Below are 23,227 nucleotides of genomic sequence, written 5' to 3'. Positions count from 1 at the left end.
TAGCCTAGTTTCGGTTACGGGTGACTTTAATGACGTCCGGCATCACGCGGATTTTGCGCATGATATTCGCCAGATGCACACGATCGCGCGCGGTCAGACGAATAAAGGCGCTGTAAACGCGGCCATCTTTTTCTTCCGTATTCAGGCTTTGAATGTTGGAAGATGCCGTGTTTATCGCCGCTGTCAGGTTTGCCAGCGCGCCCTGGTGGTTGAACATATCGACCTTAATTTCGGTGATAAATTCCTGCTCGGTCTCTTTATCCCACTCAACGGCCATGAACTTCTCTGGCTCTTTTTGATAGCCACGGATGTTACGGCAGGACTCGTGATGGATAACCAGACCTTTACCTGGGCTGACGTGGGCGATGATTGGGTCGCCAGGAATCGGTCGGCAGCATTTAGCGAAGGTGATAAGCACCCCATCCGCACCTTTGATCGGCAGATGGCCGTGCCCCTGCGTGTTGGGCTGCACAGCGGAGGCTTCGCCCTGCTGGAGGTTCTTCGCCACGACAACGCTCATTGCATTACCTAGGCCGATTTCTGCCAGTAGATCGTCAAGCGAGGCGAGCTTCATGCGCTCCAGCTCTCGCTGAATGTTCTCGGGCGGAATTTCGGCCAGCTTGCGGCTGCCACCCAACGCATGGTTGAGCAGGCGACGGCCCAGGCTGACGGAGTCGTCACGTTTGAGGTTTTTCAGCAGCTGACGGATCTTCGCGCGTGCTTTCGAACTGACGACGAAGTTAAGCCAGGCGGCATTTGGGCGAGCGCCCGGTGCAGTAATAATTTCGACGGTCTGACCGCTGGTGAGCGGCTGAGACAGCGGATACGGCTGTCTGTCGACACGTGCGCCCACGCAGGCATGACCGATATCGGTATGTACCGCATAAGCGAAGTCGACCGGCGTTGCGCCAGCAGGCAGCTCGACAATGCGCCCTTCTGGCGTGAAAACGTAAATCTCATCCGGGAAGAGATCGGATTTAACGCTCTCGATAAATTCAAACGAACTACCGGCGCTCTGCTGAAGTTCAAGCAGGCTTTGCATCCAGCGCTGGGCGCGAATTTGCGCGGTGGTACTGGTTTCACCGTGCTCTTTATAAGCCCAGTGCGCAGCAACACCCATTTCCGCCATCTGGTCCATGTCTTCGGTACGGATTTGTACCTCAACAGGTACGCCGTGCGGCCCGATCATCGAGGTGTGCAAAGATTGATAGCCGTTCGCTTTTGGAATGGCAATATAGTCTTTAACGCGCCCCGGACGCGGTTTGTAGAGGCTGTGCATCTGACCGAGTACGCGGTAGCAGGTGTCGGAATCATGAACGATGACGCGGAACGCGTAGATGTCCATGATCGAGTGAAAACGCTGCTCTTTCAGCACCATTTTGCAGTAGATGGAGTACAAGTGCTTTTCGCGACCGCTGACGCGACACGGAATTCCCGCTTCCTGCAAACGCCCTTCGATTTCAGAGAGGATCTTCTGAATCATCTCTTTACGGTTGCCGCGCGCGGCTTTTACCACCTCTTTAATCACGCGATAGCGGTTCGGGTACAGCGCTTCAAAACCCAGCTCTTCAAGCTCAGTTTTAATATGATGGATACCTAAACGGTGTGCCAGCGGGCTATAAATTTCGAGGGTTTCACGGGCGATGCGGCGACGTTTATCGGGGCGTAATGAGCCCAGCGTGCGCATATTGTGAGTACGGTCAGCGAGTTTGATGAGAATGACGCGGATATCCTGCACCATCGCCATAATCATCTTGCGAAAGTTTTCGGCTTGCGCCTCTTTCTTATCGCGGAATTTCAGCTTATCAAGCTTAGAGACCCCTTCCACCAGTTCGGCAACGCTTTTACCAAACAGCTGTTCCATATCCTGGTAGGTGGCGGGGGTATCTTCGATCACGTCATGCAGCAGCGCGGCCATCAGCGTTTCATAGTCGAGTTTCATCTCGGCCAGAATGCAGGCCACCGCTACCGGGTGCGTGATATAGGGTTCACCGCTTGAACGTGTTTGGCCCTCGTGAGCGTCACGTGCAACGAGATACGCCTGCTGAAGACGCTTTATCTGGTCTTCAGGCAGGTAGGTTTGAATCAGTTGATTCAGGCTTTCAAACAGATACAAGGGCGACCCGCAGGTTTAATTAACGACGGCCTTCAGCAATGGCGGTGACGGCCTGCAGTTCTGCGGCTTCCTGCTCTTGCTGCTCCTGGCGCTCACGTACGTCGAGGATCTGGTTGTTGATCAGACCTTCTTCGATTTCGCGCAGTGCGATCACGGTGGTTTTATCGTTTTCTTCTGGTACCAGTGGATCTTTGCCGCCGGACTGCATCTGACGAGCGCGACGCGCGGCGACCAGTACCAGGTCAAAACGGTTACCAATTTTCTCTACAGCGTCCTGAACAGTTACGCGTGCCATACTTAAAATGCTCCACAGATGAAGAAATGACTGGGCATGATACTGAATGTGGGTTCAGTCTGCCAACAGTTTGGTGATTAATGCGTCATGTCGCTGCTTCTGGCGGCTCATACGCAGACGTTCTGCGCGAATAATGGTTTTCAGATCGCCCAGGGCAGTATCAAAATCATCATTCACAATAAGGTAATCATATTCGGCGTAATGGCTCATTTCTGCAACTGCCTGCGCCATACGTTTTGCGATAACTTCTTCGCTGTCCTGGCCGCGGCCACGCAGGCGACGGTCAAGCTCATCCTTCGACGGCGGCAGAATAAAGATGCTCCGCGCTTGCGGCATCTTCGCACGAATCTGCTGTGCGCCCTGCCAGTCGATATCCAGGAACACATTGACGCCGGTTGCCAGGACCTGCTCGATGGTTTCACGGGATGTCCCGTAGAAATTTCCGAATACTTCAGCGTGTTCAAGGAACGCGTCTCTGCCAATCATCGTTCTGAATTCATCGTGATTCACAAAGAAATAGTGTTCACCGTGTACTTCACCCGGACGCGGTGCCCGCGTGGTGTGAGAAACCGAAACTTGCGTATCGTACAACGGTTGGGTTTTTAACAGCGCCTGAATCAGGCTGGATTTACCCGCGCCACTAGGGGCAGAAACAATATAAAGCGTGCCTTGAGCCATGAGAGTCTTTTGTATGTGTTAGCGAAGAAGTCCTACATACGGGCTTATTATACACGTCACTGCTCTGTGACGTAGCCTTTGTCACACTTTTTCCTCGGGATTGTTGATTTTTGCGTACCGTTTTCCGGTTTTACCCGCCGTTTGCTGCAATCAGAACATAACGCTGAAGCAAGCTCGTAAATCGTGGTTTTGCCGCTAGCCAGGTTAAAACAGCAGGGTTATACCTTGCGCAAAACAGGGAGGTATCGCGATGTGGAAATGGGCTGGATTGGTGTTGATGCTGTGGAATGGCTGCGTGATGGCGGTTTGTCCCGCCTGGTCGCATGCTAAAGCAGATCAGGAAATGGCAAAACTGAGTGCGCAGATCGCCCGCTGGAGTGAGGCATACTGGCAGGAGGGGAAAAGCGAGGTCAGCGATGAGGTTTACGATCAGCTTAGTGCGCGGCTCGCGCAATGGCGCTTTTGCTTCAACAACGAACCCACTTCCGATGACATCCCACCTGCCAGTGGGACAGTGAAACATCCTATTGCGCATACGGGTGTGCATAAGGTTGTGGGCATAAATGAGTTACGCCAGTGGATGAAAGCGCACCACGATCTGTGGGTACAGCCGAAAGTGGATGGTGTGGCGGTGACGCTGGTCTATCGCAAGGGCAACTTAGTGCAGGCCATTAGTCGTGGCGACGGAATGAAAGGAGAGGACTGGACGGCGCAGGTGCAAAAAATACCGTCGATTCCGTTAACTCTGCAGGGAGCACTGGTGGACAGTATTTTGCAGGGCGAACTGTTTTTACGCAGCGAAGGGCATATCCAGCAGCAGAAAGGGGGAATGAATGCGCGCGCTAAAGTCGCTGGCATGATGATGCGCCAGAGTGGCAAGCCGGCGCTGGATAATATCGGCGTTTTTATCTGGGCCTGGCCCGATGGCCCTTCCTCAATGTCGCAGCGTGTCGCTGAACTGGCGAAAGCGGGTTTTCCCCTGACCGGGCGTTATACGCGCGCAGTTCGAACCGTGGAAGAAGTGGAGCAAAACAAAACCGAATGGCTGACATCCGTTTTGCCCTTTGCCACTGACGGCATTGTAGTGCGCTCCGCAATTGAACCTGCGGGTGAGCACTGGCTGCCTGGAGCAGGAGACTGGGTCGTGGCATGGAAGTATTCGCCGGTCTCACAGCTTGCAGAGGTTAAAGCTATTCAGTTTGCCGTTGGGCGAACGGGCAAGATCTCTGTTGTCGCCTCTCTTGAACCTGTGCAGTTGGATGACAAACGGGTACAGCGAGTGAGTCTCGGTTCCGTAGGGCGCTGGCGGACGCTTGATATCGCGCCTGGCGATCAGGTACTGGTGAGTCTGGCGGGGCAGGGCATACCCCGGCTGGATAAGGTTGTGTGGCGGGGTGTTGACCGTGTAAAACCGACGCCACCGTCCCCGCATTTTAGCCCGCTGACCTGCTTTTACGCGTCGCCAGAATGTCTGGAACAGTTTTTTGCCCGTTTAGTCTGGCTGAGTTCGAAGCAGATGCTCGATATCGAAGGACTGGGTGAGTCAGGCTGGCGGCTATTACATCAGGCTCATCATTTCGAACATATTTTCTCCTGGCTGTCGCTGACTCAGGAGCAGCTCCAGAATACGCCAGGCTTAAATGCTTCGCGAGGATTGCAGCTATGGCATCGTTTTGAGCGGGTACGTCATCAGCCTTTTATGCGTTGGATTGGTGCGCTAAGTGTGCCGCTGCCGCAAGCTGCAGCAAAAGCGCTGACAGAACATTCATGGCAGCAATTACGCGACAAAGAGGCGGTGAGCTGGCGCCTGCTTCCCGGTGTCGGCCCGGAGAAAGCGCGAAAGCTGGTCGAATTTTTTCACGATCCAGCTATCGCGGCTATGGCAGCCTGGCTGCGAACGCAAGGCATCCAGGGGTTTTAGAGCGAACTTGTTATAGAGATATGCAACGATTTTACCATTCGTTGCCCATTGCAAAGAACTCAGTGCGCATCGTGCTTGTAATGAAAAACAGGAAGCCCCAATTTTAAGCGCAGCGCCAGCATACGTGCGGTAAAACCGAATAGGAGGGTGGCGATAACGACGACATCATGGCTCGACACGTAATGCTGCAGGGCGATATACAAGACGGCGGAAGCAAACGAAATACCCGCGTAAAGCTCTTTCTGGAACACCAGGGGAATGCGTTTACAGAACATATCGCGTAAAACACCGCCAAACACACCCGTCACAACGGCAGCGATGGTAGCGATAATTGGCCCCTCGCCCATATCCAGCGCAATTTGCGCACCGATAATGGAAAACACGATCAGCCCTAAAGCATCCAGGACCAAAAACAGACGTCGCAGGTGTGGCATCACGGGAGCGACAATTGTGGTCAGCACCGCGGCGACGGCAACGATAACGACATATTCAGGATGTTTAACCCAGCCGAGCGGATAGTGTCCTAGCAGGATATCGCGGACAGAACCTCCGCCCAGAGCCGTTGCGGTGGCAATAATGATTACCCCAAAGGTATCCATACGTCGGCGCCCTGCTGCGAGAGCGCCGGTCATGGCTTCAGCGGTGATGCCGATCAGGTAAAGAATGTGTAGCAGCATGAGTCCCCCAGAATTGAGGGACTCAGGGTAGCGTTTTGTGGCGCTGCTCACGATTTAGTTTTTCTTGTCTGAATGGTGCAGCGATACTTTTTCTAATTAATGAATCCTTATAATGATAGTTCTCTGGCGAAAATCTCGATTTTTATCATTAGTTTTATTCATGGTTATTACGGCTAAACATCGACTCAAACATAGGGACCAGGTTTTTATTGCCCGTTTCGCTGAGGTGGTTGTCATCGAAGTACCATGGCACCAGATTTTTACTTCCCATGCATCGTCCCTCGGTGCACATATAGGGGCTAGGATCCAGTAATTTGACACCGCACTGTGCCGCTGCCTGATTTTGAGCCTGAATCATAATTTGGCTGTGGTGCTGGTATGATGAAAGCGATACTGAAATATCATTCGCATCACCACGGGTCATCAGATTATGTGAAAGTGTTCGTGGAACATTCGTATCCATATCAGGGATTGGTTTCACAAGATAGACGGGATGCTGACGATTAAGGGAGCACGCCATATCGATAATCGACTTAGTGTACTGACGAATAAAAGCATCATCAGTGTCAGTTTTCATTGTAAATTTCACGAGTCGACTTTCAGCATAATGGGTCAAACGGTTGACGATGACCACTGGGACATTTGCAGGATATGTCTGTAGTCGTTTTTCAAGATCCCGGTTAAATTTACCGCATCCGTCATATTCCACCCGTTCAGCATTTGCGAGCGTCGGGCATCCTGAGTAGGTGATCCCAATAACCGAGCCTCGGTTTTGGGCTGCTGCGGCAAGGGCCGTTGCAGTAGCCTCTGCATGGCTGTCACCCACGATGATGGCAGCCAGATTCCCGGAACCATACACACTTAGGTGTGTTTTTCGATCAGGAGCAAAGTTTTTGTTATTTGCTTCGAGTGCAATGCGATTCACCAGTGGATCGGGCTGGCTCACCACGATATCGTTTTTAACCAGATAACTGAACTGCCATACTGCGCCAATACAGGCGAACAGCGTTAACCAAAATGCTTTCGGAGATTGCTTGCTGAGTGCATTTTTGCTGGGTTTTTCAATTAATATCCAGGATAACCATCCTGCGACAAAGGAAAGTGCAATGGCACTTATTATCCATACACTATTATGTTGCTGACCCGCATAAACCAAATACACTGCAATTGGCCAATGCCATAAATAGATGGAATAGGAACTTAACCCAAGCCAGCGAAAGTTTTGATCAATTGGGCGGACTAATTGCGAGTGGTTACTATAAATTACTAGCATTGTCCCTACGACTGGGAACAATGTCTCTCCACTTGGCCATGCATGTTCAGCACCGATAATCCAAATGGACAGGAGAATAGTTACATAGCCTGTTATCGCAGTAGCAGAACGCAGAGACTGTGGTAGCGTATAACGTTTTGCAGCATACCAAACTAGGCCGCCGCAAAGCATCTCCCAGGCACGATAGGGCATGAGGTAAAAGCGGGTAGCTGAATTGACTGAAGGGCTGAATATTCCAACAAAAAACGAGCATAACGCGAGCAGTAAAAGGCATATCCCGGGATCGACCTTCTTTCTGAGCGGGTATAGAGCCATCATAATAAATGGAAGTACCAGATAAAACTGCCACTCGACCGACAATGACCAGGTATGTAAGAACCAATTTTCGTGTGAGTCCGTAGCGAAGTAATCACCAGACTCTTTTTTTAATTTTAAATTTGAAATTAATAATGCCGTATAGCCGACATAATTACCCAGCTTTTGATATTCATTTGTGGGTAGCCAGAAAAATGTTGCTAAAGATAATATAACGCACAAAACTAATAGTGCGGGAATGATTCTTTTGAAGCGTGCAGCATAAAATTGAAAAATATTAAAGGATTGTCGCTCCAGACCTGTGGCGATAATCTTTGTCATCAGAAAACCAGATATTACAAAAAAGATATCTACACCAGCAAAGCCGCCAGGAAGCAGGTCTGGCGCAAAGTGATAAAACACGACAGAGAGTATGGCAATTCCGCGGAGCAGGTTGATATCCTGGCGGAAATCGAGGTCAACTGTGAGGGGTCTTGTTTCCTCAATTGATAAGTTGATGTTTGCCATGCTCTTTCCTTGATTTCGCGATAGGTGCTATTGAATGCGGCGACGAGTGTATCAAAAGAAGTAAAGAAATTCTTGTATTCCGCTGCTCAGGGAGATATCCGATTTCGACCAGAATGGTATCCAGAAAGAAGTGGTCCCTTTGGGGACCACTAATTAGTAAATATACTTTATAAACATTTATTCAATGTTCTGAATCTGCTCGCGCATTTGCTCAATCAGCACTTTCAGCTCAATCGCAGATGTGGTCACTTCGGCGTTGATTGATTTGGACGCCAACGTGTTCGACTCGCGGTTGAATTCCTGCATCATGAAATCGAGACGACGACCCACGGCTTCTTTTTTCTTCAGAATGTTGTAGGTCTCTTTGACGTGCGCTTCCAGACGATCCAGCTCTTCGGCCACGTCAACACGCTGGGCCATCAGGACCAGTTCCTGCTCCAGACGGGTATTTTCCAGCTGAACTTCTGCATCTTCGAGCCGGGCAAGCAGGCGCTCGCGCTGCCACTGGAGGACTTCTGGCATGTGCGCGCGTACTTTCAGAACTTCTGCGCTGACACCTTCCAGACGCTGCTCAATCATCGCTTTCAGCGCCTGACCTTCGGTTTCACGGGCGACGATAAAATCATCTAATGCGCCATCGAGCGCACCCAGAATTTCAGTGGTAATTGCATCCAGATCCTGCTCTCCTGCGGCCATCACGCCTGGCCAGCGGAGGATATCAACAGGATTGATTTCGCCCTCGTCGCTCTGCATCTTGACCCAGTTCGCGGCATTCACCAGCTGTTTGGCCAGTTTTTCATTGAGGATCAGCTCCCCTTGCGCGCTCGCGTCGGGTTCAAAACGCAGGTTGCATTCCACTTTACCGCGCGTCAGGCGAGCACGAATGCGTTCGCGAACAACCGGCTCGAGGCTGCGAAACTGCTCCGGCATACGGAAATACGTTTCCAGATAGCGCTGGTTTACCGAGCGCATTTCCCAGGTAGCGCTACCCCAGCTACCCTTGATTTCACGCCGGGCGTAGGCGGTCATACTGCGAATCATAAACATGTCCGTTTTTAGAGGAGAGATGGGGGGATTATAGCTTTCGGGGCTTTCTCAGGATAGGAATAAGCGCGTTTAATCCGTATAATGCGCAGCCACATTCGTTTCAAGCCGGAGATATCATCATGCGTCCAGCAGGCCGTAGCGCCAATCAGGTGCGCCCCGTCACCCTGACCCGTAACTATACAATACACGCTGAAGGCTCCGTGCTTGTTGAATTCGGTAACACCAAAGTGCTATGCACCGCCTCTATCGATGAAGGCGTTCCGCGTTTTCTGAAAGGTCAGGGCCAAGGCTGGATCACTGCCGAATATGGCATGCTTCCTCGTGCGACCCACACCCGTAACGCTCGCGAAGCGGCAAAAGGGAAGCAGGGTGGCCGCACGATGGAAATTCAGCGTCTGATTGCTCGCGCACTGCGTGCGGCGGTGGATCTGAAAACATTGGGCGAATTCACCATCACGCTGGACTGCGACGTGATTCAGGCTGATGGCGGCACGCGTACCGCGTCCATCACCGGCGCTTGCGTGGCGCTTGCCGATGCGCTGAACAAACTGGTTGCCGCCGGTAAACTGAAAACCAACCCAATGAAAGGGATGGTGGCCGCTGTCTCCGTTGGGATTGTAAAAGGCGAAGCCCTTTGCGATCTTGAGTACGTTGAAGACTCCGCCGCAGAAACCGACATGAACGTCGTGATGACCGAAGATGGTCGCATTATTGAGGTGCAGGGCACGGCAGAGGGCGAGCCGTTCACCCACGAAGAGCTTCTTACCTTGCTGGCGTTAGCCCGAGGGGGAATCGAATCCATTGTCGCGGCGCAGAAAGCGGCGTTAGAAAATTGATGTAAGGGCGACGTTGTCGCCCTTTTTTTTATGCTTCATCCTGAGCGCCGTCTCTGTGTCGGCTGCCGATAGGGCGTGAATGATGTAGCGTAAACCAAAATGATGATAAGTAAGATGAGGAGCAAATCCATGAAACCCTATCAGCGCCAGTTTATTGAGTTTGCGCTTAACAAGCAGGTTCTTAAGTTCGGCGAATTTACACTGAAATCCGGGCGCAAAAGCCCCTATTTCTTCAATGCCGGCCTGTTTAATACCGGGCGCGATCTGGCTTTGTTAGGCCGTTTCTACGCCGAAGCGCTGGTGGATTCCGGGATTGATTTCGATCTGCTGTTTGGTCCGGCTTACAAAGGGATTCCAATCGCGACCACGACGGCGGTGGCGTTAGCGGAACACCACGATCGTGACCTGCCGTACTGCTTCAACCGTAAAGAAGCCAAAACGCACGGTGAAGGCGGCAACCTGGTCGGCAGCCCGTTGCAGGGCCGGGTGATGCTGGTGGACGACGTGATCACTGCAGGAACCGCGATCCGTGAATCCATGGAGATCATTCAGGCTAACGGCGCAACGCTGGCTGGCGTGCTGATCTCTCTGGATCGTCAGGAGCGTGGCCGTGGCGAGATCTCGGCGATTCAGGAAGTCGAGCGCGACTACCACTGTAAAGTGACGTCGATCATCACGCTGAAAGACCTGATTGCCTATCTGGAAGAGAAGCCTGAAATGGCGGATCACCTGGCATCGGTGCAGGCGTATCGTGAAGCGTTTGGCGTTTGAGTGAGTTGCCCGGTTGCGCTGCGCTTACCGGGCCTACGCATCACGTAGGCCGGATAAGATTTACTGCAGTTGAGCAGCCACTAACGGCCAGCGAGTGTCGAAATCGTCCGTCGGGCGATATTTGAACTCGCTGCGCACAAAGCGGGAAAGCATCCCCTCGCAGAAAGCCAGAAGTTGCCCGGCCAGCAAGGTTTCGTCAGTAACGTAACCTTCGCCTTCACGCATTTTCTTTTCACGCAAAACCTGCCGCAGCTGCGCTTCAATGCGCTCGAACAGCTGGTTGATGCGCCCCTGAAGTTTGTCCTGCTCAAACATGAGTGCATGACCGGTCAGAATGCGGGTTAAACCCGGATTGCGCTCACCAAAACCCAAAATCAGCAGCACAATCAGACGCAGGCGCGCGGTCGTGTCTTTTTCGTCTTTTAAAATCAGATTGATGCGGGTGATCAGGCTGTCTTCGATGAATTCGATCAGACTGTCAAACATCCGCGTTTTGCTGGGGAAATGACGATAGAGCGCCGCTTCTGATACGCCAACAGAGGCGGCCAGTTTCGCGGTGGTGATGCGTTGGCTGCCATCGCTGGATTCGAGCATCAGAGCCAGAGATTGAAGTATTTCTTCGCGACGATTCCTTTTCGCGGTTTGTTTTTCTGCCATGTTACAAAATACCCCTGAAAATACGCGCTTTTACGGCTGGCATCCACACAGCGACCGCAAACTGTTGTTTGCGGTGTATTATCGCGTTATTACGCTGTGAGATGCGTACTGTTAGGCTTATTTGCGCCCTGAGTGGCCGAAGCCGCCTTCGCCGCGATCGGTGGCATCAAAATCTTCCACCAGGTTAAATTCCGCCTGAACCACTGGCACAAAGACCATCTGCGCGATACGTTCGCCCGGCTCAATGGTGAAGCTATCCTGGCCACGGTTCCAGACAGAGACCATCAGCTGACCCTGGTAGTCAGAATCGATAAGCCCAACCAGATTGCCCAGCACGATACCATGCTTATGACCAAGACCTGAGCGAGGGAGGATCACCGCCGCCAGTGACGAGTCGGCAATGTGAATCGCCAGACCAGTTGGGATAAGCGTAGTGGCACCCGGTGCCAGCTCTACGGCGTCATCGAGACAGGCACGCAGGTCAAGACCAGCAGAGCCGGTGGTGGCGTAAGTTGGCAGCGGGAATTGCTGGCCAACGCGCGGGTCCAGAATCTTAACGTCGATTTTTTTCATCATAACGGGTAACGATCTCGTCCAGTAATTGTTGGCCCAGGAGTTCCTTGCGCTCAAGCGGTAAGACTTTCTCTCCATCCTGCCAGAAAAGGTGCAGTGCATTGCTGTCGCTATTAAATCCTTGTGTCGCCAGCGATACATCATTCGCACAAATCAAATCGAGATTTTTGCGGGTACGTTTTTGCCGGGCGTATTCTTCCACATTATTCGTTTCTGCGGCAAATCCAACGACGTAAGGTCGATGCATTTTTAAAGCAGCAACGCCCGCGACGATGTCCGGGTTTTTCACCATTTTTATCGTTAATTCATCGCCTTGCTTTTTAATTTTTGCGTCAGCAATGGTTTCTGCACGGTAATCCGCAACGGCGGCGCAGCCGATAAATATGTGCTGTTTTTGCGCGTGCGCCTGGACAGAGGCTTCCATTTCCAGCGCTGTGGTTACGTCGATTCGCTGCACAGACGATGGCGTGGGCAACGAGACCGGCCCGCTCACCAGCGTGACCGTCGCCCCGCGTTTTGCCGCCGCTGCGGCGATAGCGAAGCCCATCTTACCAGAGCTGTGATTGGTGATATAACGCACCGGGTCCAGGGGTTCACGCGTGGGGCCCGCCGTAATCATGATGTTGAGATGTTGCAGGTCGTTGACAGGGGCAAAATGGGCCGCCGCCATATCGACAATAGCAAGAGGGTCCAGCATACGGCCTGGGCCGATATCACCGCAGGCCTGACTGCCGCTGTCCGGGCCCCAAATCAGCAGGCCGCGAGAGGCCAACACGTCAAGATTATGCTGGGTAGCGGCGTTGCGATACATCTGCTGGTTCATGGCAGGAACGACGGCGACCGGAGCGGGTGTGGCCAGGCAAATGGTAGAGACCAGATCGTTTGCCATACCGGCAGCAACGCGGGCGATTAAATCAGCTGTCGCGGGGGCGAGGATCACCAGGTCTGCCCACTTGCCAAGCTCAATATGGCCCATGGCGGCTTCTGCCGCAGGATCAAGCAGACTGTCAGAGACCGGGTATCCAGAAACTGCCTGCAAACTCAGGGGCGTGATAAAGGCTTTGCCGCCTTCGGTTATCGCGACCCGCACATCGGCCCCGCGCTCGCGCAAACGGCGCACCAGTTCTGGCGCTTTATAGGCGGCAATGCCGCCGCTCACGCCAAGAACGATTTTTTTACCGGCCAGGCTCATCATGATTCTTTCCTGTTGGGTTTCACCAGAGAGCGGGCATTTTATCACAATCCCAAAAGTGGCGTGATTTTGTGCGTGCCTCCCTTTGCGAGGCGCTACGCAAGAACGAAAAGAGCCTGTCGAGCGGCCATGAATCCTGTGCCAGGATGAAAGAAAAAAGGAGAAAGGATATGGATTTCACATTGCCGCTCTTGCCGCGAGAAAAAATGCTGCACTCCGGCATTACGTCTCTGACGGATACCGAACTGCTGGCACTCTTTTTACGCACCGGCACGTCCGGGAAGAGTGTTTTTGTACTGGCGCAGCAGCTGCTTGAGCATTTTGGCTCGCTCTACGGCCTGCTCAACGCCGAGCTTGCAGAATTTAAGCATGTCGAAGGGATAGGCGTGGCTAAATTTGCTCAGCTAAAAGGGATTGCCGAGCTGTCGAGACGCTATCACAGCGTGCGGATGCTTGAGGATAATCCCCTGATAAGCCCTGAAATGACGCGGGATTTTTTGCAGAGCCAGCTTTCTGATGTCGAGCGCGAGATCTTTATGGTGATCTTCCTCGATAACCAAAACCGGGTGCTAAAACATTGCCGTTTATTCTCGGGTACCTTGAGTCATGTGGAGGTGCATCCGCGAGAAATTGTGCGTGAAGCGATAAAAGTGAATGCAGCCGCCGTGATCCTCGCGCATAATCACCCCTCGGGTTGCGCTAAACCAAGTCAAGCCGACAAAGAGATCACTGAGCGTATCATCAAATGCTGTCAATTCATGGACATTCGTGTGCTTGACCATTTAGTTATCGGTCGGGGAGAGTATGTTTCTTTTGCCGAATATGGTTGGATTTAGACCATTTCGCGCGATCCATCGGGATCTTTGTCTGTTCGGGACTTGAGCACATCGTCGAGTCAGCGTATACTACGCCACCTTTGAGAATCTCGGGTTTGGCATTTGGGCCTGGCAATCGAGAGTTCGCTTAGAACCGCGATGACCGGGCTGTAAAGCCTGACGAGGCGCCGATACCCCATACGAAGCTCGAGCTAATTTGATTTTTGGAGAATAGACATGTCCCGAGTCTGCCAAGTTACTGGCAAGCGTCCGGTGACCGGTAACAACCGTTCCCACGCACTGAACGCGACTAAACGCCGTTTCCTGCCGAACCTGCACTCTCACCGTTTTTGGGTTGAGAGCGAGAAGCGTTTTGTCACCCTGCGTGTATCTGCTAAAGGTATGCGTGTTATTGATAAGAAAGGCATCGATACAGTTCTGTCCGAACTGCGTGCCCGTGGCGAAAAGTACTAAGTACTTAACGAGGAAATAAATCATGGCTAAAGGTATTCGTGAGAAAATCAAGCTGGTTTCTTCTGCTGGTACAGGTCACTTCTACACCACCACGAAGAACAAGCGTACTAAGCCGGAAAAACTGGAACTGAAAAAGTTCGATCCAGTTGTCCGTCAGCACGTGCTGTACAAAGAAGCTAAAATCAAATAATTTTAGTTTTCTTTGAAGAAAAACCCCGCAATCGCGGGGTTTTTTGCATTCTGTGTATCTCAATGGAGGAAACATGCCTGAATTACCTGAGGTAGAGACCAGCCGCCGTGGAATTGAGCCTCATCTGGTGGGTGCAACCATTCTTCACGCTGTCGTCCGTAATGGTCGCCTGCGCTGGCCCGTTTCCGATGAGATCCACGCTCTCAGTGATAAGCCTGTGCTCAGCGTGCAGCGTCGCGCCAAGTATCTGCTGCTGGAATTACCCGATGGCTGGATCATTATCCACTTGGGGATGTCCGGGAGCCTGCGAATTCTCACTGAAGAGTTACCCGCCGAAAAACACGACCACGTCGATCTGGTGATGAGTAACGGCAAAGTGTTGCGTTACACCGATCCTCGCCGCTTTGGCGCATGGCTATGGACCAAAGAGCTGGAAGGGCACAACGTGCTGGCCCATCTTGGCCCTGAGCCGCTCAGTTCGGATTTCAACGCCGACTACCTGAAAGCGAAGTGCGCGAAGAAGAAAACCCCGATTAAGCCCTGGCTGATGGATAACAAGCTGGTGGTGGGTGTCGGTAACATTTATGCCAGTGAATCCCTGTTTGCTGCCGGGATCCATCCCGATCGGCTCGCCTCTTCGCTTTCCGATCAAGAGTGCACATTGCTGGTGAAGGTGATTAAAGCCGTCCTGCTGCGCTCGATCGAGCAAGGAGGAACCACGCTGAAGGATTTCCTGCAAAGCGACGGTAAACCGGGCTATTTTGCGCAGGAGCTGCAGGTGTATGGTCGAAAAGGGGAGCCGTGCAGGGTGTGTGGCACGCCGATAGTGGCGTCGAAACATGCGCAGCGGGCGACGTTTTACTGCCGCCAGTGCCAGAAGTGAATTATTTGAGCTTATCCATCAACGCCTGATGGACGTTTGCTGGCAGAAAGTGCGTCACATCGCCCCCGTGGCGCGCCACCTCTTTTACCAGAGATGATGAGATAAACGACCACTCTTTTGACGGCATCAGGAACACGCTTTCAAGTTCCGGCATCAAATGGCGGTTCATGTGCGCCAGCTGCATTTCATATTCAAAATCGGCCACGGCGCGAAGCCCGCGAATCAGGATAGTAGCCTGCTGTGCGCGGGCGAAATTCGCCATGAGATCGCTAAAACCCACCACTTCCACATTTGGCAGATGCGCAATCGCAGCAGTCGCCAGCGCGACGCGTTCATTCAGGTCGAACATCGGCTTTTTACTTGGGCTGGCGGCAATGGCCAGAATCACCCGATCGAACATGCTAGCTGCGCGGGTGATGATATCAAGATGACCGTTAGTGATCGGATCGAAGGTACCCGGATAAATCGCTTTTGTGCTCATGGCTCACACTTTCTCTGAGTAGCCGCGGTTTAAAGCCCACAGCTCGGTGTATTTGTTGAAAGTATACTGCGCATTCACCACTGCCAGTAGCCAGCCCTGTTTACCATCCAGCACGCCTGCACGCAGTATCAGCGTTTTGAGAAACGCCCCCAGCGTGTGGGCGAAGATTCCGGCAATCGAGGCCTTCTTGCCGCGCTGATGACGCTCCTGCGCCCATGCGGTTGCGTAGCTGAGCTGTTTGCGCTGGAAGCTGGCAAAGTCACGGCAGGTGAGATGGCGTAAATCGCCTGCCAGCGGGATGACCTTTGCGCTCGCGCACTCCAGCGACTCGTGCACCTGATTGCTGTTGTACTGGTAGCGCTCGCGCTCATACAGGCGCATCACGCGGTCTGGGTACCAGCCGCTGTGGCGCATGAAACGACCAAGGAAATAGTTTTGGCGGGCGATACTGTAAACGGCGCCAGGCTGGGGCGCAGCCAGAACAGATAACAGGGATTGCTGAAGTTCCGGTGTGACGCGCTCGTCGGTATCGATCATCAGCACGTAGTCACTGGTGGCAAAAGATTGCGCGCGCTGGCGCTGAATGCCGTAACCCTGCCAGTCCGTATCGACAAAGACTTTCGCTCCCGCTGCGCGGGCGATTTCCGTAGTGTTGTCCTCGCTGCCTGAATCAAGCAGGACAATCTCGTCGGCCCAGGCGACAGACGCCAGGCAGTCCGGAAGCAGGTCAGCGGCGTTTTTGGCGATCATGACGACCGACAGACGCGTCGACATTAGTGGCTCCGCTGAGGCAGATAAGGTTGCAGAAGTTGCAGAAGACGGGTCAAGGCACCCTGGTTCTGATGCAGCACTTCGACGGCATGGCGGCCATACCACAGGCGGTAATCTTCGTCGGTGAGCAGAGTAGAAACCTCTTTCACGACAGAATCCACATCCGTTACGGTAATTAAGCCGTCGGCTTGCTGCAATTTAGCGCAGATATCTTTGAAGTTAAAAATATGCGGACCCATGAGCACCGGAATCGCGTGTGCGGCCGGCTCCAGCGGGTTGTGACCGCCGCGCTCAACCAGGCTTCCGCCGACGAAGGCCAGATCGGCAATTCCGTACAGCAGCATCAGTTCGCCCATCGTATCGCCAATCACCACCTGAGTGCTGCCTGATGGGATCTCACCGCTGCTGCGCAGGGTGAAGCTAAATCCGGCTTTCTGCACCATTTCACGGGCATCTTTGAAGCGCTCCGGATGGCGAGGGACCAGAATCAGCAGGAGGTCCGGGAATTTCGCCAGCAGCTGGCGATGGGCCTGCAGGATAATCTCTTCTTCGCCGTCGTGAGTACTGGTGGCAATCCACACCTGACGGCGCGGCGCCCACTGGCGACGTAACGTGACTGCGCGGGCGGCGAGTTCCGGTGTGACGGAAATATCAAATTTCAGGCTGCCGGTGACAGCGAGCTGATTGCGCTTCAGTCCAAGGGAGATAAAGCGTGCGCCATCTTCTTCGTTTTGCGCGGCGATCAGCGTGATTTTTGAAAGCAGGCGGCGCATAAAGCTGCCCAGCTTGCCGTACCCTTTCGCCGAACGCTCCGACAGACGGGCGTTCGCCACGACCAGCGGAATTTTACGGGCATGCAGGGCGGAGATCATATTCGGCCACAGTTCGGTTTCCATCACGATCACCAGCTTTGGACGCACGGTGTTGAGGAAACGATTCATGGCGCAGGGTAAATCATACGGCAGGTAGACGTGATGCACGTCTTTACCGAAGGCCGACATGGCGCGTTCGGAGCCGGTCGGGGTCATCGTGGTGACGGTGATAGGCAATGACGGATAGCGGTGGCGCAGAGCGCGTACCAGCGGGATTGCCGCCAGCGTCTCACCGACGGATACGGAGTGCAGTAAAATACCGTCCGGGGCGACTTTATTGCGGCAATAGCCATAACGTTCAGCCCAGCGTTTTCGATACGCAGGCGCCTTACGGCTACGAAGCAGCAGTCGCAGCCACACCAGTGGCTGAATGAGGTAAAGCAGGGCGGTATACAACAATTCCAAGCGATTATCCGTTTTTTAGTTTCGGCGGGCAAATTCTAAGCATTTAGTTCATGTAAAGCTATCTCTTATGCCAGATACCTTTTCAATCGGAAGTATCGACGGCCTAATCGCCAGCGCTGGCGCAGCCCACGGGCGTTTTTCCAGATCAGTGACCAAATTCCGCGATCAAACAGCTCCCTGATAATTTCACGTTTTTTCGTCAGATCCGTAATGTTATTAATGGCGTGAAGAATACCTAGCCCTTCTTTTGCGATTTGCCACTGACAGGCAGGTACTTTTCGCACCAATTCTGGATAGCGTTGGTTGATAGCATCCAGCATTTCGAGAATTTTCATATAATGATGCGCGTTACGTATCCGGGTGTCATCCGTACCCGGTGTATGTGATACGGAAGCTGAGTGAATGAGGTAATCGTAAAATACTTCGTCCGTATATTGAACGCGTTCCGCAGTCAGTAGCACTTCAGTGGTCCACGGAATATCTTGATGTCGTAGACCATGCTCGAATGTAAAACCCTGTTTTTTAATAAATTCATGGCGGTAAATATTTAACCATGTAACGTGCAAAAATTTTCGCGAAGAGAGCGCGCGTTGAAGCCAGGTTGGTCCGTCCAGCACCTCAGTTGATTGAAGTTTATCCGACGGGAATATTTTTTTATTGGGTCTGCCGTCATCATAGACATATGTGCCATTACAGGTAGCAACATCCAGGTTGTTAAGTGTAGCCATCTCAAGGAGGCGCGAATACATGCCAGGGTAGATGACATCGTCAATATCTGGAAACGCGATATACTCACCCGTTGCGGCAGCGAGACCTGTATTTCGGGCCGCCGATACACCCTGATTAGCCTGATCGATCACCCGGTAACGGTCAAATTCGCTGCTATATTGCGCAAGTATCTCTGCCGATTTATCGCCAGAGCCATCATTCACAACGATGAGTTCCAGACTGTCCAGTTTTTGAGCTTTGATACTGTCGAAAAATGGACTCAGAAATTTTTCACCATTATAAACGGCGACTACAAGGCTCAATAAAGGTTTGTCGAACATACTGTCTCCGATGGGCTCAAAGCAGGCCACCTGTGTTGGTGAAGCCATTCGTGCTGTATTATATCGGGTAGAGACTAAAAACATATGCCTACAGGACAAAGATCCTCCCGGGCTATCAATTAGAGTTATTCAGGTGAGATTCTTAACAGGAAATGTATGCATATTGTTCACACCGAAGCAGATGGTGGCAAAGGCGGGCAGCCGCTGCGCATTATCAACGAATCATTAGGGCTTATTCATCGCGGCCATCAGGTGACCATTCTCTGCCCGGAAACAGCGCCGCTGCACGCCCTGGCCCGTGAATCAGGGCTGACGGTAGTGACAATGCCGCTGAAGCGGAAAAATTTCAAAAATCTGCAGTTGCTGCGTCGTTGGTTGAAAGACAACCGAAAATCTATAGATGTCATCAATAGTCACAATTCTGCGGATACCTGGCTGGTGGCGCTCGCCAACCTGACTCTCTCGAATCCCGTCCCGCTGGTACGTACTCGCCATGCGTCGGGCGTTCCACGTAACAACTGGACGACCCGCTGGCTGTTTCGCAAAGCCTGCGCCCATATTGTGACCACGGGCGAGGCGCTTCGCCATCAGGTGGCTGATATTGGTGTGCCGATGGCACAGAGCACCTCGGTGCCCAGTGGGGTAGATACTCAGCGTTTTCATCCTGCTGATAAACAGCAGGCCCGTGAGCACTGCGGTTTGACGCAGGATGATTTCTGGCTCGGCGTGGTCTCGCATCTGCGCCCGAACAAAGGCCACAGCGTGCTGCTGCGCGCTCTGGCGAAGATCGATAACCGGCGTATTAAACTGGCGATCGTCGGTGAGGGGCCACACAAGGCGACGCTGGAGCAGGAAATCACCGCGTTGGGGTTGCAGCAGCGCGTACTCATGGCCGGGCATCGCAGCGATCCGGAGCGCTGGTTCCCGGCGTTTGATATCGCCCTTAGCCCATCGCACGATATGGAAGGGGTGCCGCAGGGGGTATTGCAGTCGCTAGCCTCACGTATCGCGACCATAGCCACCGATGCGGGTGGTACAGCGGATGCGGTGATCGACGGCAAAACGGGATTATTGATTGCTCAGCGTGATGAGTCTGCGCTGCAAGGGGCGATTGAGAAACTGTATATCGACGCGTCTCTTCGCGAGACGCTGGCGCAGCAGGGATATGACTACCTGTGCGCCCATTTTACCCGCGAATGCATGCTGGATGCGATGGAGAAGGTTTTCTCTGATGCCGCTCAGCGCAGCAAATCGTGATAAAGCGACTGTAGCTCTTTCGCCATTCTCTCAAGAGTGTAGGGTTCAGCAGTGGCGCGTGCCGCTGCTGAATAGTCCCGCCCGAGTTCTCGCCCTTTAAGCCATTCGCCGACGACCTGCTGATAGCCGTTACTGTCGAGGGCATCACGTACCCAGCCGTTAACGCCTTCTTCGATCCACTCTGCCGCACCGCAGCCGTGGCTGGTTATCAGCGGCAGGCCGCAGGCCAGCGCTTCGACGCAGACGTTCGGGAACGGATCGTAAAGGGTCGGCAGGATCAGCGCATCGGCGGTGCCGTACACCTGGCGAACATCGGCCACCGGTCCCAGAAAACGTACGCGGGATGCCACACCGAGGGTCTGAGCCAACTTTTCGAATTTACGGGCATGTTTATCGCGCCCGGCGATCACCAGCCAGACGTCAGGATGCGGCGCAATGGCCCGCAGGGCAGTAGCCACCCCTTTGCGACTGAAGCCGGACCCGACATACGCCAGCACCGGGGCATGGCGCGGAATGCCCCACGCATCACGCTGGGAAAGCGCGCGCACGTCGGGCGAGAAATGTCGGGTATCGACGCCGTTATAAATCACCGTCAATTTATCGTCCGGCAGCGCAAAGCGGCGAGCAATATCGTCGCGCACCATCTTCGAGTTGCAGATCACTTTGCGCAGCTGCGGATGGATAAACATCTGCGTTTCTGCCTGCAAAATATAGCGATGATAGCGGCTCAGGGACTGCGCCCAGCGCGCCAGCGGCGACAAAATGCGACTGTATTGCTCAAGCCAGGTGGCGTGAACACCATCGCCCGCGCGGAAAATCGTCGCGCCCGGAATGCGCTCATGGCTTTGCACGATATCGAACTGTGCAAACTGCGCGGCGGCGGCGTCAGCAAAGCCGGATTCGCGGGTCAGACGGTTACGAAACGGCGGATTCACCGTCAGCGTGTTCCAGCCGGCAGCGTCTTCCCACTGGCGGGCAATCAGCGTCACATCCAGCGCTGTATCCTGCGCCAGTACGTTCAGCGCGCGGGAGACAAAACGCTCCGCGCCGCCGTTGGGGTTATAGGTTTGTCGGACGATCGCCAGTTTCATGCCGGAGAGTCCAGCAGCAGCGTATCGATGGCGCTCAGAACCTGCTGAGGCGTAATCGCCGTAATACAGTCCGACACGCCGCCATCGCCACAGCCTGCTTTGCCACACGGCTGGCAAGTCATTCCGGCGGTGATGACGCGATAGTTCACGCCCCACGGCGCCCATTTGATCGCCCCTGTCGGGCCGAAAATTGCCACGGTTGGCGTGCCGACGGCGCTCGCGAGGTGCATCGGCATTGAGTCGACGCCGAAGTAGATCCGCGCGTGTTTCATCAAGGCGCCCAACTCTTTCAGATTCAGCTGCCCGCTTAAATCAAACACCGGTTGTCTGAGCGCAGCCCGCAGCTCATCCATATAGGCCGACTCCTCTTTCGACGGTGCAGCCGAGAGGATAATCGGCAGCCCGCGCGAGGCGAGGTTGTCGATGGTGGCCGCCAGCTTTTTGATATCCCAGGCTTTGAACATCCAGCGGGAGGTCGGGTGCACCAGAATATAGGATTTGCTGGCAAGGCCAAAACCGGCCAGTTTTTCCGTGATTGAGGCTTCCGCCACGTCGCCTGGCACAAACAGCGTATGTTTATCGTCATCGTTTTGCGGGTGAATCCCGATCCGACGCAGGGCGTCGAGGTTCACCTCGACCATGTGACGGCTGTTGTCCTGAATCGCCGGATACAGCGTGGTGAAGGATTTCACCCAGCGACGACGCGCCAGCCCGCTGCGTTTCTCCGGCTTAAAGCCCACGGAGACGCGCGGTTTCAGACGACGCGCCAGACGCGCGCCGTGCCAGTGTTCGGTGAGGTTAATCAGCACGTCGTAGTGACGCGCTTTCAGCGTCTTGAGCAGCGCACGGTACAGGCGGAGCTGGGCAAACCACCCCTGCTTGCGCCAGTTGCGGCCAATGGTATGCACCTGGTCAATGTACGGATGGCTGGTGAGCATCGCCTGGGTATCGTCATACACCAGGGCATCGACTTCCACGTCCGGCCAGTTTTTTTTCAATACGGTAAAGACCGGGGAGGTCAGCAGGACGTCACCGTGGTGACGCAGCTTAATGATCAGCACGCGTTTTGGCGGACGCTCCGCTGAGAAAAAATCAGACATAGGCTCTCTCTGCTGCCAGCAAAGGCTCTAATTGCGCAAAAACCGCAGCGGCGCTGAGGTCGCTCAGCTGCAATGAATGTTCCGGGCGGCAGATAGTTTGATTTTTTCCGTAGCCGCCGATAAGGCCCGGATCGGTTGGGCCGTAAAGCGTAATATTAGGTCGATCGAGGGCCGCCGTCAGGTGACTTAGCCCTGTATCCACGGAAACCACCGCGGTCGCCCCCGCCAGCTGTTGTGCGACGCCATCGAGTTTCATGCGTGGCAGAACCTCGACGTAATCAAATCCTTCCGCCAGCCGTTTGGCCCGCGCCTCTTCGTGTGGCGCGCCCCACGGGAGTTTTATGCGCAAGCCTGTGTGGCCGAGCAGCCCGATCAGTTCCCGCCAGTGAGATTCTGGCCAGTGCTTGTCGTCGCGCGTTGTGGCGTGGAGGAAAATCAGGTAGGGCTGAGCGTCATGCGGCGATCCCGTTAAGAAGTGCTGCGAGATAGCGTAATCGCCCTGGGTTTCAGGCTTGGCGTAGCCGAGGCTTTTAGCGAACAGCTCGCGCGTGCGCTCAACGGCGTGCTGCTGCTTAGCGATGGCGTGGCGGCGGTTGTAAAACAGGCTCGCCAGCGGTTCGCGGGCGCTGTGCCAGTCCATACCGTGTTTGACGCCATGCGCCAGGCGCGTCACCAGCGCGGCGCTTTTGACCAGGCCCTGAGCGTCGATGATTGCATCGTAGCGCTGCGCCTGCACCGCCTCGCGAAAGGCTTTGCGTTCAGCTTTAATCGGTGCGGAGAACCAGGCTTTGCGCCAGCGGCGAATCGCCACCGGGATAACGCGGTCTACCGCCTCGTGCCAGGTGGGGATTTGCGCGAAGCCCTCTTCCACCACCCAGTCAAAACGAATACCGGGGATGGCACGCTTCGCGTCCGTCAGAGACGGCAGCGTGTGCAGGACATCGCCCATAGAAGAGGTTTTCACGATCAAGACCCGCATTC

Annotated in this window: 24 protein-coding genes; 8 read left to right on the top strand and 16 right to left on the bottom strand. The window is 53.9% G+C overall.

The features are described from left to right. Positions 1-4: 4 nt before the first annotated feature. Genes spoT through gmk form a run of 3 tightly spaced genes read right to left on the bottom strand, consistent with a single transcriptional unit; the run spans position 5 to position 3,089 of the window. Positions 5-2,116 (bottom strand): bifunctional GTP diphosphokinase/guanosine-3',5'-bis pyrophosphate 3'-pyrophosphohydrolase, encoded by a 2,112-nt coding sequence (spoT, locus tag F153LOC_RS13820; RefSeq protein WP_102105078.1) that lies wholly within the window; start codon positions 2,114-2,116, stop codon positions 5-7. A gap of 19 nt (positions 2,117-2,135) precedes the next feature. After that, positions 2,136-2,411 (bottom strand): DNA-directed RNA polymerase subunit omega, encoded by a 276-nt coding sequence (gene rpoZ / locus F153LOC_RS13815; RefSeq protein ID WP_032615688.1) that lies wholly within the window; start codon positions 2,409-2,411, stop codon positions 2,136-2,138. Positions 2,412-2,465: 54 nt separating this feature from the next. Next, positions 2,466-3,089 carry a guanylate kinase gene (gmk, locus tag F153LOC_RS13810; protein ID WP_100778209.1) on the bottom strand — a complete coding sequence of 208 codons (624 nt, stop codon included), beginning with the start codon at positions 3,087-3,089 and terminating at the stop codon, positions 2,466-2,468. Between the two features lie 250 nt (positions 3,090-3,339). Here gmk and ligB point away from each other — a divergent pair, with 250 nt between their 5' ends. Next, the gene (gene ligB, locus F153LOC_RS13805) at positions 3,340-5,010 is read left to right on the top strand and encodes an NAD-dependent DNA ligase LigB (protein ID WP_102105077.1); all 1,671 of its coding nucleotides are present in this window, start codon (positions 3,340-3,342) and stop codon (positions 5,008-5,010) included. 59 nt (positions 5,011-5,069) lie between these two features. Here ligB and F153LOC_RS13800 read toward each other — a convergent pair whose 3' ends face one another. From F153LOC_RS13800 to F153LOC_RS13790, 3 genes are all read right to left on the bottom strand, one after another. Further along, the gene (locus tag F153LOC_RS13800) at positions 5,070-5,687 is read right to left on the bottom strand and encodes a trimeric intracellular cation channel family protein (protein WP_100778207.1); all 618 of its coding nucleotides are present in this window, start codon (positions 5,685-5,687) and stop codon (positions 5,070-5,072) included. 154 nt (positions 5,688-5,841) lie between these two features. Beyond that, positions 5,842-7,782, bottom strand: coding sequence for an acyltransferase family protein (locus tag F153LOC_RS13795; RefSeq protein WP_102105076.1), 1,941 nt, complete (start codon positions 7,780-7,782; stop codon positions 5,842-5,844). 177 nt (positions 7,783-7,959) lie between these two features. Beyond that, positions 7,960-8,823 (bottom strand): YicC/YloC family endoribonuclease, encoded by an 864-nt coding sequence (locus F153LOC_RS13790; RefSeq protein WP_102105075.1) that lies wholly within the window; start codon positions 8,821-8,823, stop codon positions 7,960-7,962. 125 nt (positions 8,824-8,948) lie between these two features. Between F153LOC_RS13790 and rph the strand changes: the two genes are divergently transcribed. Beyond that, positions 8,949-9,665: a ribonuclease PH gene (rph, locus tag F153LOC_RS13780; protein ID WP_100778203.1), complete on the top strand. Its 717-nt coding sequence runs from the start codon at positions 8,949-8,951 to the stop codon at positions 9,663-9,665. Between the two features lie 129 nt (positions 9,666-9,794). Next, entirely contained in the window at positions 9,795-10,436 is a 642-nt protein-coding gene (gene pyrE, locus F153LOC_RS13775) for an orotate phosphoribosyltransferase (RefSeq protein WP_102105074.1), read from the top strand. A gap of 60 nt (positions 10,437-10,496) precedes the next feature. Here pyrE and slmA read toward each other — a convergent pair whose 3' ends face one another. The 3 genes from slmA to coaBC all read right to left on the bottom strand — a co-directional run bounded on the left by slmA (position 10,497) and on the right by coaBC (position 12,858). Then, on the bottom strand, positions 10,497-11,093 hold the full coding sequence (slmA, locus tag F153LOC_RS13770; protein WP_100778201.1) for a nucleoid occlusion factor SlmA: 597 nt from the start codon (positions 11,091-11,093) through the stop codon (positions 10,497-10,499). A 117-nt stretch (positions 11,094-11,210) separates the two neighbouring features. Continuing rightward, positions 11,211-11,669: a dUTP diphosphatase gene (gene dut / locus F153LOC_RS13765; protein WP_164971809.1), complete on the bottom strand. Its 459-nt coding sequence runs from the start codon at positions 11,667-11,669 to the stop codon at positions 11,211-11,213. Next, entirely contained in the window at positions 11,647-12,858 is a 1,212-nt protein-coding gene (gene coaBC / locus F153LOC_RS13760) for a bifunctional phosphopantothenoylcysteine decarboxylase/phosphopantothenate--cysteine ligase CoaBC (protein WP_199174674.1), read from the bottom strand. Before coaBC ends, dut begins: the two co-directional genes overlap by 23 nt. Positions 12,859-13,028: 170 nt before the next feature. On the opposite strand from coaBC, the gene radC reads away from it, so the two are divergent. The 4 genes from radC to mutM all read left to right on the top strand — a co-directional run bounded on the left by radC (position 13,029) and on the right by mutM (position 15,220). Further along, positions 13,029-13,694: a DNA repair protein RadC gene (radC, locus tag F153LOC_RS13755; protein WP_102105072.1), complete on the top strand. Its 666-nt coding sequence runs from the start codon at positions 13,029-13,031 to the stop codon at positions 13,692-13,694. A gap of 216 nt (positions 13,695-13,910) precedes the next feature. Beyond that, complete coding sequence (rpmB, locus tag F153LOC_RS13750) at positions 13,911-14,147, top strand: 50S ribosomal protein L28 (RefSeq protein ID WP_002436699.1); 237 nt, start codon at positions 13,911-13,913, stop codon at positions 14,145-14,147. Positions 14,148-14,169: 22 nt separating this feature from the next. After that, a complete protein-coding gene (gene rpmG, locus F153LOC_RS13745) occupies positions 14,170-14,337 on the top strand; it encodes a 50S ribosomal protein L33 (RefSeq protein WP_003024094.1) in 168 nt (55 codons plus the stop codon). Positions 14,338-14,410: 73 nt separating this feature from the next. Then, positions 14,411-15,220, top strand: coding sequence for a bifunctional DNA-formamidopyrimidine glycosylase/DNA-(apurinic or apyrimidinic site) lyase (gene mutM, locus F153LOC_RS13740; protein WP_102105071.1), 810 nt, complete (start codon positions 14,411-14,413; stop codon positions 15,218-15,220). A gap of 1 nt (position 15,221) precedes the next feature. On the opposite strand, the gene coaD is transcribed toward mutM, so the two are convergent. The 4 genes from coaD to F153LOC_RS13720 form a co-directional block, all read right to left on the bottom strand. Further along, positions 15,222-15,701, bottom strand: a complete 480-nt coding sequence (coaD, locus tag F153LOC_RS13735) for a pantetheine-phosphate adenylyltransferase (RefSeq protein WP_102105070.1) — start codon at positions 15,699-15,701, stop codon at positions 15,222-15,224. Between the two features lie 3 nt (positions 15,702-15,704). Beyond that, positions 15,705-16,475 (bottom strand): glycosyltransferase family 2 protein, encoded by a 771-nt coding sequence (locus F153LOC_RS13730; RefSeq protein WP_102105069.1) that lies wholly within the window; start codon positions 16,473-16,475, stop codon positions 15,705-15,707. Beyond that, on the bottom strand, positions 16,475-17,749 hold the full coding sequence (gene waaA / locus F153LOC_RS13725) for a lipid IV(A) 3-deoxy-D-manno-octulosonic acid transferase (RefSeq protein ID WP_100778195.1): 1,275 nt from the start codon (positions 17,747-17,749) through the stop codon (positions 16,475-16,477). The genes F153LOC_RS13730 and waaA overlap by 1 nt, the downstream gene beginning before the upstream one ends. A gap of 65 nt (positions 17,750-17,814) precedes the next feature. Beyond that, positions 17,815-18,798 carry a glycosyltransferase gene (locus tag F153LOC_RS13720; protein WP_102105068.1) on the bottom strand — a complete coding sequence of 328 codons (984 nt, stop codon included), beginning with the start codon at positions 18,796-18,798 and terminating at the stop codon, positions 17,815-17,817. Between the two features lie 156 nt (positions 18,799-18,954). On the opposite strand from F153LOC_RS13720, the gene F153LOC_RS13715 reads away from it, so the two are divergent. Beyond that, positions 18,955-20,055 (top strand): glycosyltransferase family 4 protein, encoded by a 1,101-nt coding sequence (locus F153LOC_RS13715; RefSeq protein WP_102105067.1) that lies wholly within the window; start codon positions 18,955-18,957, stop codon positions 20,053-20,055. On the opposite strand, the gene F153LOC_RS13710 is transcribed toward F153LOC_RS13715, so the two are convergent. Genes F153LOC_RS13710 through rfaC form a run of 3 tightly spaced genes read right to left on the bottom strand, consistent with a single transcriptional unit; the run spans position 20,037 to position 23,225 of the window. Beyond that, on the bottom strand, positions 20,037-21,146 hold the full coding sequence (locus F153LOC_RS13710; protein WP_102105066.1) for a glycosyltransferase family 4 protein: 1,110 nt from the start codon (positions 21,144-21,146) through the stop codon (positions 20,037-20,039). The two genes, F153LOC_RS13715 and F153LOC_RS13710, sit on opposite strands and share 19 nt — an antisense overlap. Then, positions 21,143-22,246 carry a putative lipopolysaccharide heptosyltransferase III gene (gene rfaQ / locus F153LOC_RS13705; RefSeq protein WP_102105065.1) on the bottom strand — a complete coding sequence of 368 codons (1,104 nt, stop codon included), beginning with the start codon at positions 22,244-22,246 and terminating at the stop codon, positions 21,143-21,145. Before rfaQ ends, F153LOC_RS13710 begins: the two co-directional genes overlap by 4 nt. Further along, positions 22,239-23,225, bottom strand: coding sequence for a lipopolysaccharide heptosyltransferase RfaC (gene rfaC, locus F153LOC_RS13700; RefSeq protein ID WP_102105064.1), 987 nt, complete (start codon positions 23,223-23,225; stop codon positions 22,239-22,241). Before rfaC ends, rfaQ begins: the two co-directional genes overlap by 8 nt. Positions 23,226-23,227: the final 2 nt, after the last annotated feature.

Origin of the sequence: Lelliottia sp. F153, assembly GCF_002870005.1 — a bacterium.
GTDB classification, from domain to species: Bacteria; Pseudomonadota; Gammaproteobacteria; order Enterobacterales; family Enterobacteriaceae; genus Enterobacter; species Enterobacter nimipressuralis.
The sequence above is the reverse complement of the archived record's forward strand: the minus strand, read 5'-3'. Positions and strand labels throughout refer to the sequence as shown.

What these genes read in the sequence shown, in the direction of transcription:
- rpoZ (WP_032615688.1), bottom strand. Translation starts at nt 2,411, where the DNA reads ATGGCACGCGTAACTGTTCAGGACGCTGTAGAGAAAATTGGTAACCGT.
- gmk (WP_100778209.1), bottom strand. Translation starts at nt 3,089, where the DNA reads ATGGCTCAAGGCACGCTTTATATTGTTTCTGCCCCTAGTGGCGCGGGT.
- ligB (WP_102105077.1), top strand. Translation starts at nt 3,340, where the DNA reads ATGTGGAAATGGGCTGGATTGGTGTTGATGCTGTGGAATGGCTGCGTG.
- F153LOC_RS13800 (WP_100778207.1), bottom strand. Translation starts at nt 5,687, where the DNA reads ATGCTGCTACACATTCTTTACCTGATCGGCATCACCGCTGAAGCCATG.
- F153LOC_RS13795 (WP_102105076.1), bottom strand. Translation starts at nt 7,782, where the DNA reads ATGGCAAACATCAACTTATCAATTGAGGAAACAAGACCCCTCACAGTT.
- F153LOC_RS13790 (WP_102105075.1), bottom strand. Translation starts at nt 8,823, where the DNA reads ATGATTCGCAGTATGACCGCCTACGCCCGGCGTGAAATCAAGGGTAGC.
- rph (WP_100778203.1), top strand. Translation starts at nt 8,949, where the DNA reads ATGCGTCCAGCAGGCCGTAGCGCCAATCAGGTGCGCCCCGTCACCCTG.
- pyrE (WP_102105074.1), top strand. Translation starts at nt 9,795, where the DNA reads ATGAAACCCTATCAGCGCCAGTTTATTGAGTTTGCGCTTAACAAGCAG.
- slmA (WP_100778201.1), bottom strand. Translation starts at nt 11,093, where the DNA reads ATGGCAGAAAAACAAACCGCGAAAAGGAATCGTCGCGAAGAAATACTT.
- dut (WP_164971809.1), bottom strand. Translation starts at nt 11,669, where the DNA reads ATGATGAAAAAAATCGACGTTAAGATTCTGGACCCGCGCGTTGGCCAG.
- coaBC (WP_199174674.1), bottom strand. Translation starts at nt 12,858, where the DNA reads ATGAGCCTGGCCGGTAAAAAAATCGTTCTTGGCGTGAGCGGCGGCATT.
- radC (WP_102105072.1), top strand. Translation starts at nt 13,029, where the DNA reads ATGGATTTCACATTGCCGCTCTTGCCGCGAGAAAAAATGCTGCACTCC.
- rpmB (WP_002436699.1), top strand. Translation starts at nt 13,911, where the DNA reads ATGTCCCGAGTCTGCCAAGTTACTGGCAAGCGTCCGGTGACCGGTAAC.
- rpmG (WP_003024094.1), top strand. Translation starts at nt 14,170, where the DNA reads ATGGCTAAAGGTATTCGTGAGAAAATCAAGCTGGTTTCTTCTGCTGGT.
- mutM (WP_102105071.1), top strand. Translation starts at nt 14,411, where the DNA reads ATGCCTGAATTACCTGAGGTAGAGACCAGCCGCCGTGGAATTGAGCCT.
- coaD (WP_102105070.1), bottom strand. Translation starts at nt 15,701, where the DNA reads ATGAGCACAAAAGCGATTTATCCGGGTACCTTCGATCCGATCACTAAC.
- F153LOC_RS13730 (WP_102105069.1), bottom strand. Translation starts at nt 16,475, where the DNA reads ATGTCGACGCGTCTGTCGGTCGTCATGATCGCCAAAAACGCCGCTGAC.
- F153LOC_RS13720 (WP_102105068.1), bottom strand. Translation starts at nt 18,798, where the DNA reads ATGTTCGACAAACCTTTATTGAGCCTTGTAGTCGCCGTTTATAATGGT.
- F153LOC_RS13715 (WP_102105067.1), top strand. Translation starts at nt 18,955, where the DNA reads ATGCATATTGTTCACACCGAAGCAGATGGTGGCAAAGGCGGGCAGCCG.
- F153LOC_RS13710 (WP_102105066.1), bottom strand. Translation starts at nt 21,146, where the DNA reads ATGAAACTGGCGATCGTCCGACAAACCTATAACCCCAACGGCGGCGCG.
- rfaQ (WP_102105065.1), bottom strand. Translation starts at nt 22,246, where the DNA reads ATGTCTGATTTTTTCTCAGCGGAGCGTCCGCCAAAACGCGTGCTGATC.
- rfaC (WP_102105064.1), bottom strand. Translation starts at nt 23,225, where the DNA reads ATGCGGGTCTTGATCGTGAAAACCTCTTCTATGGGCGATGTCCTGCAC.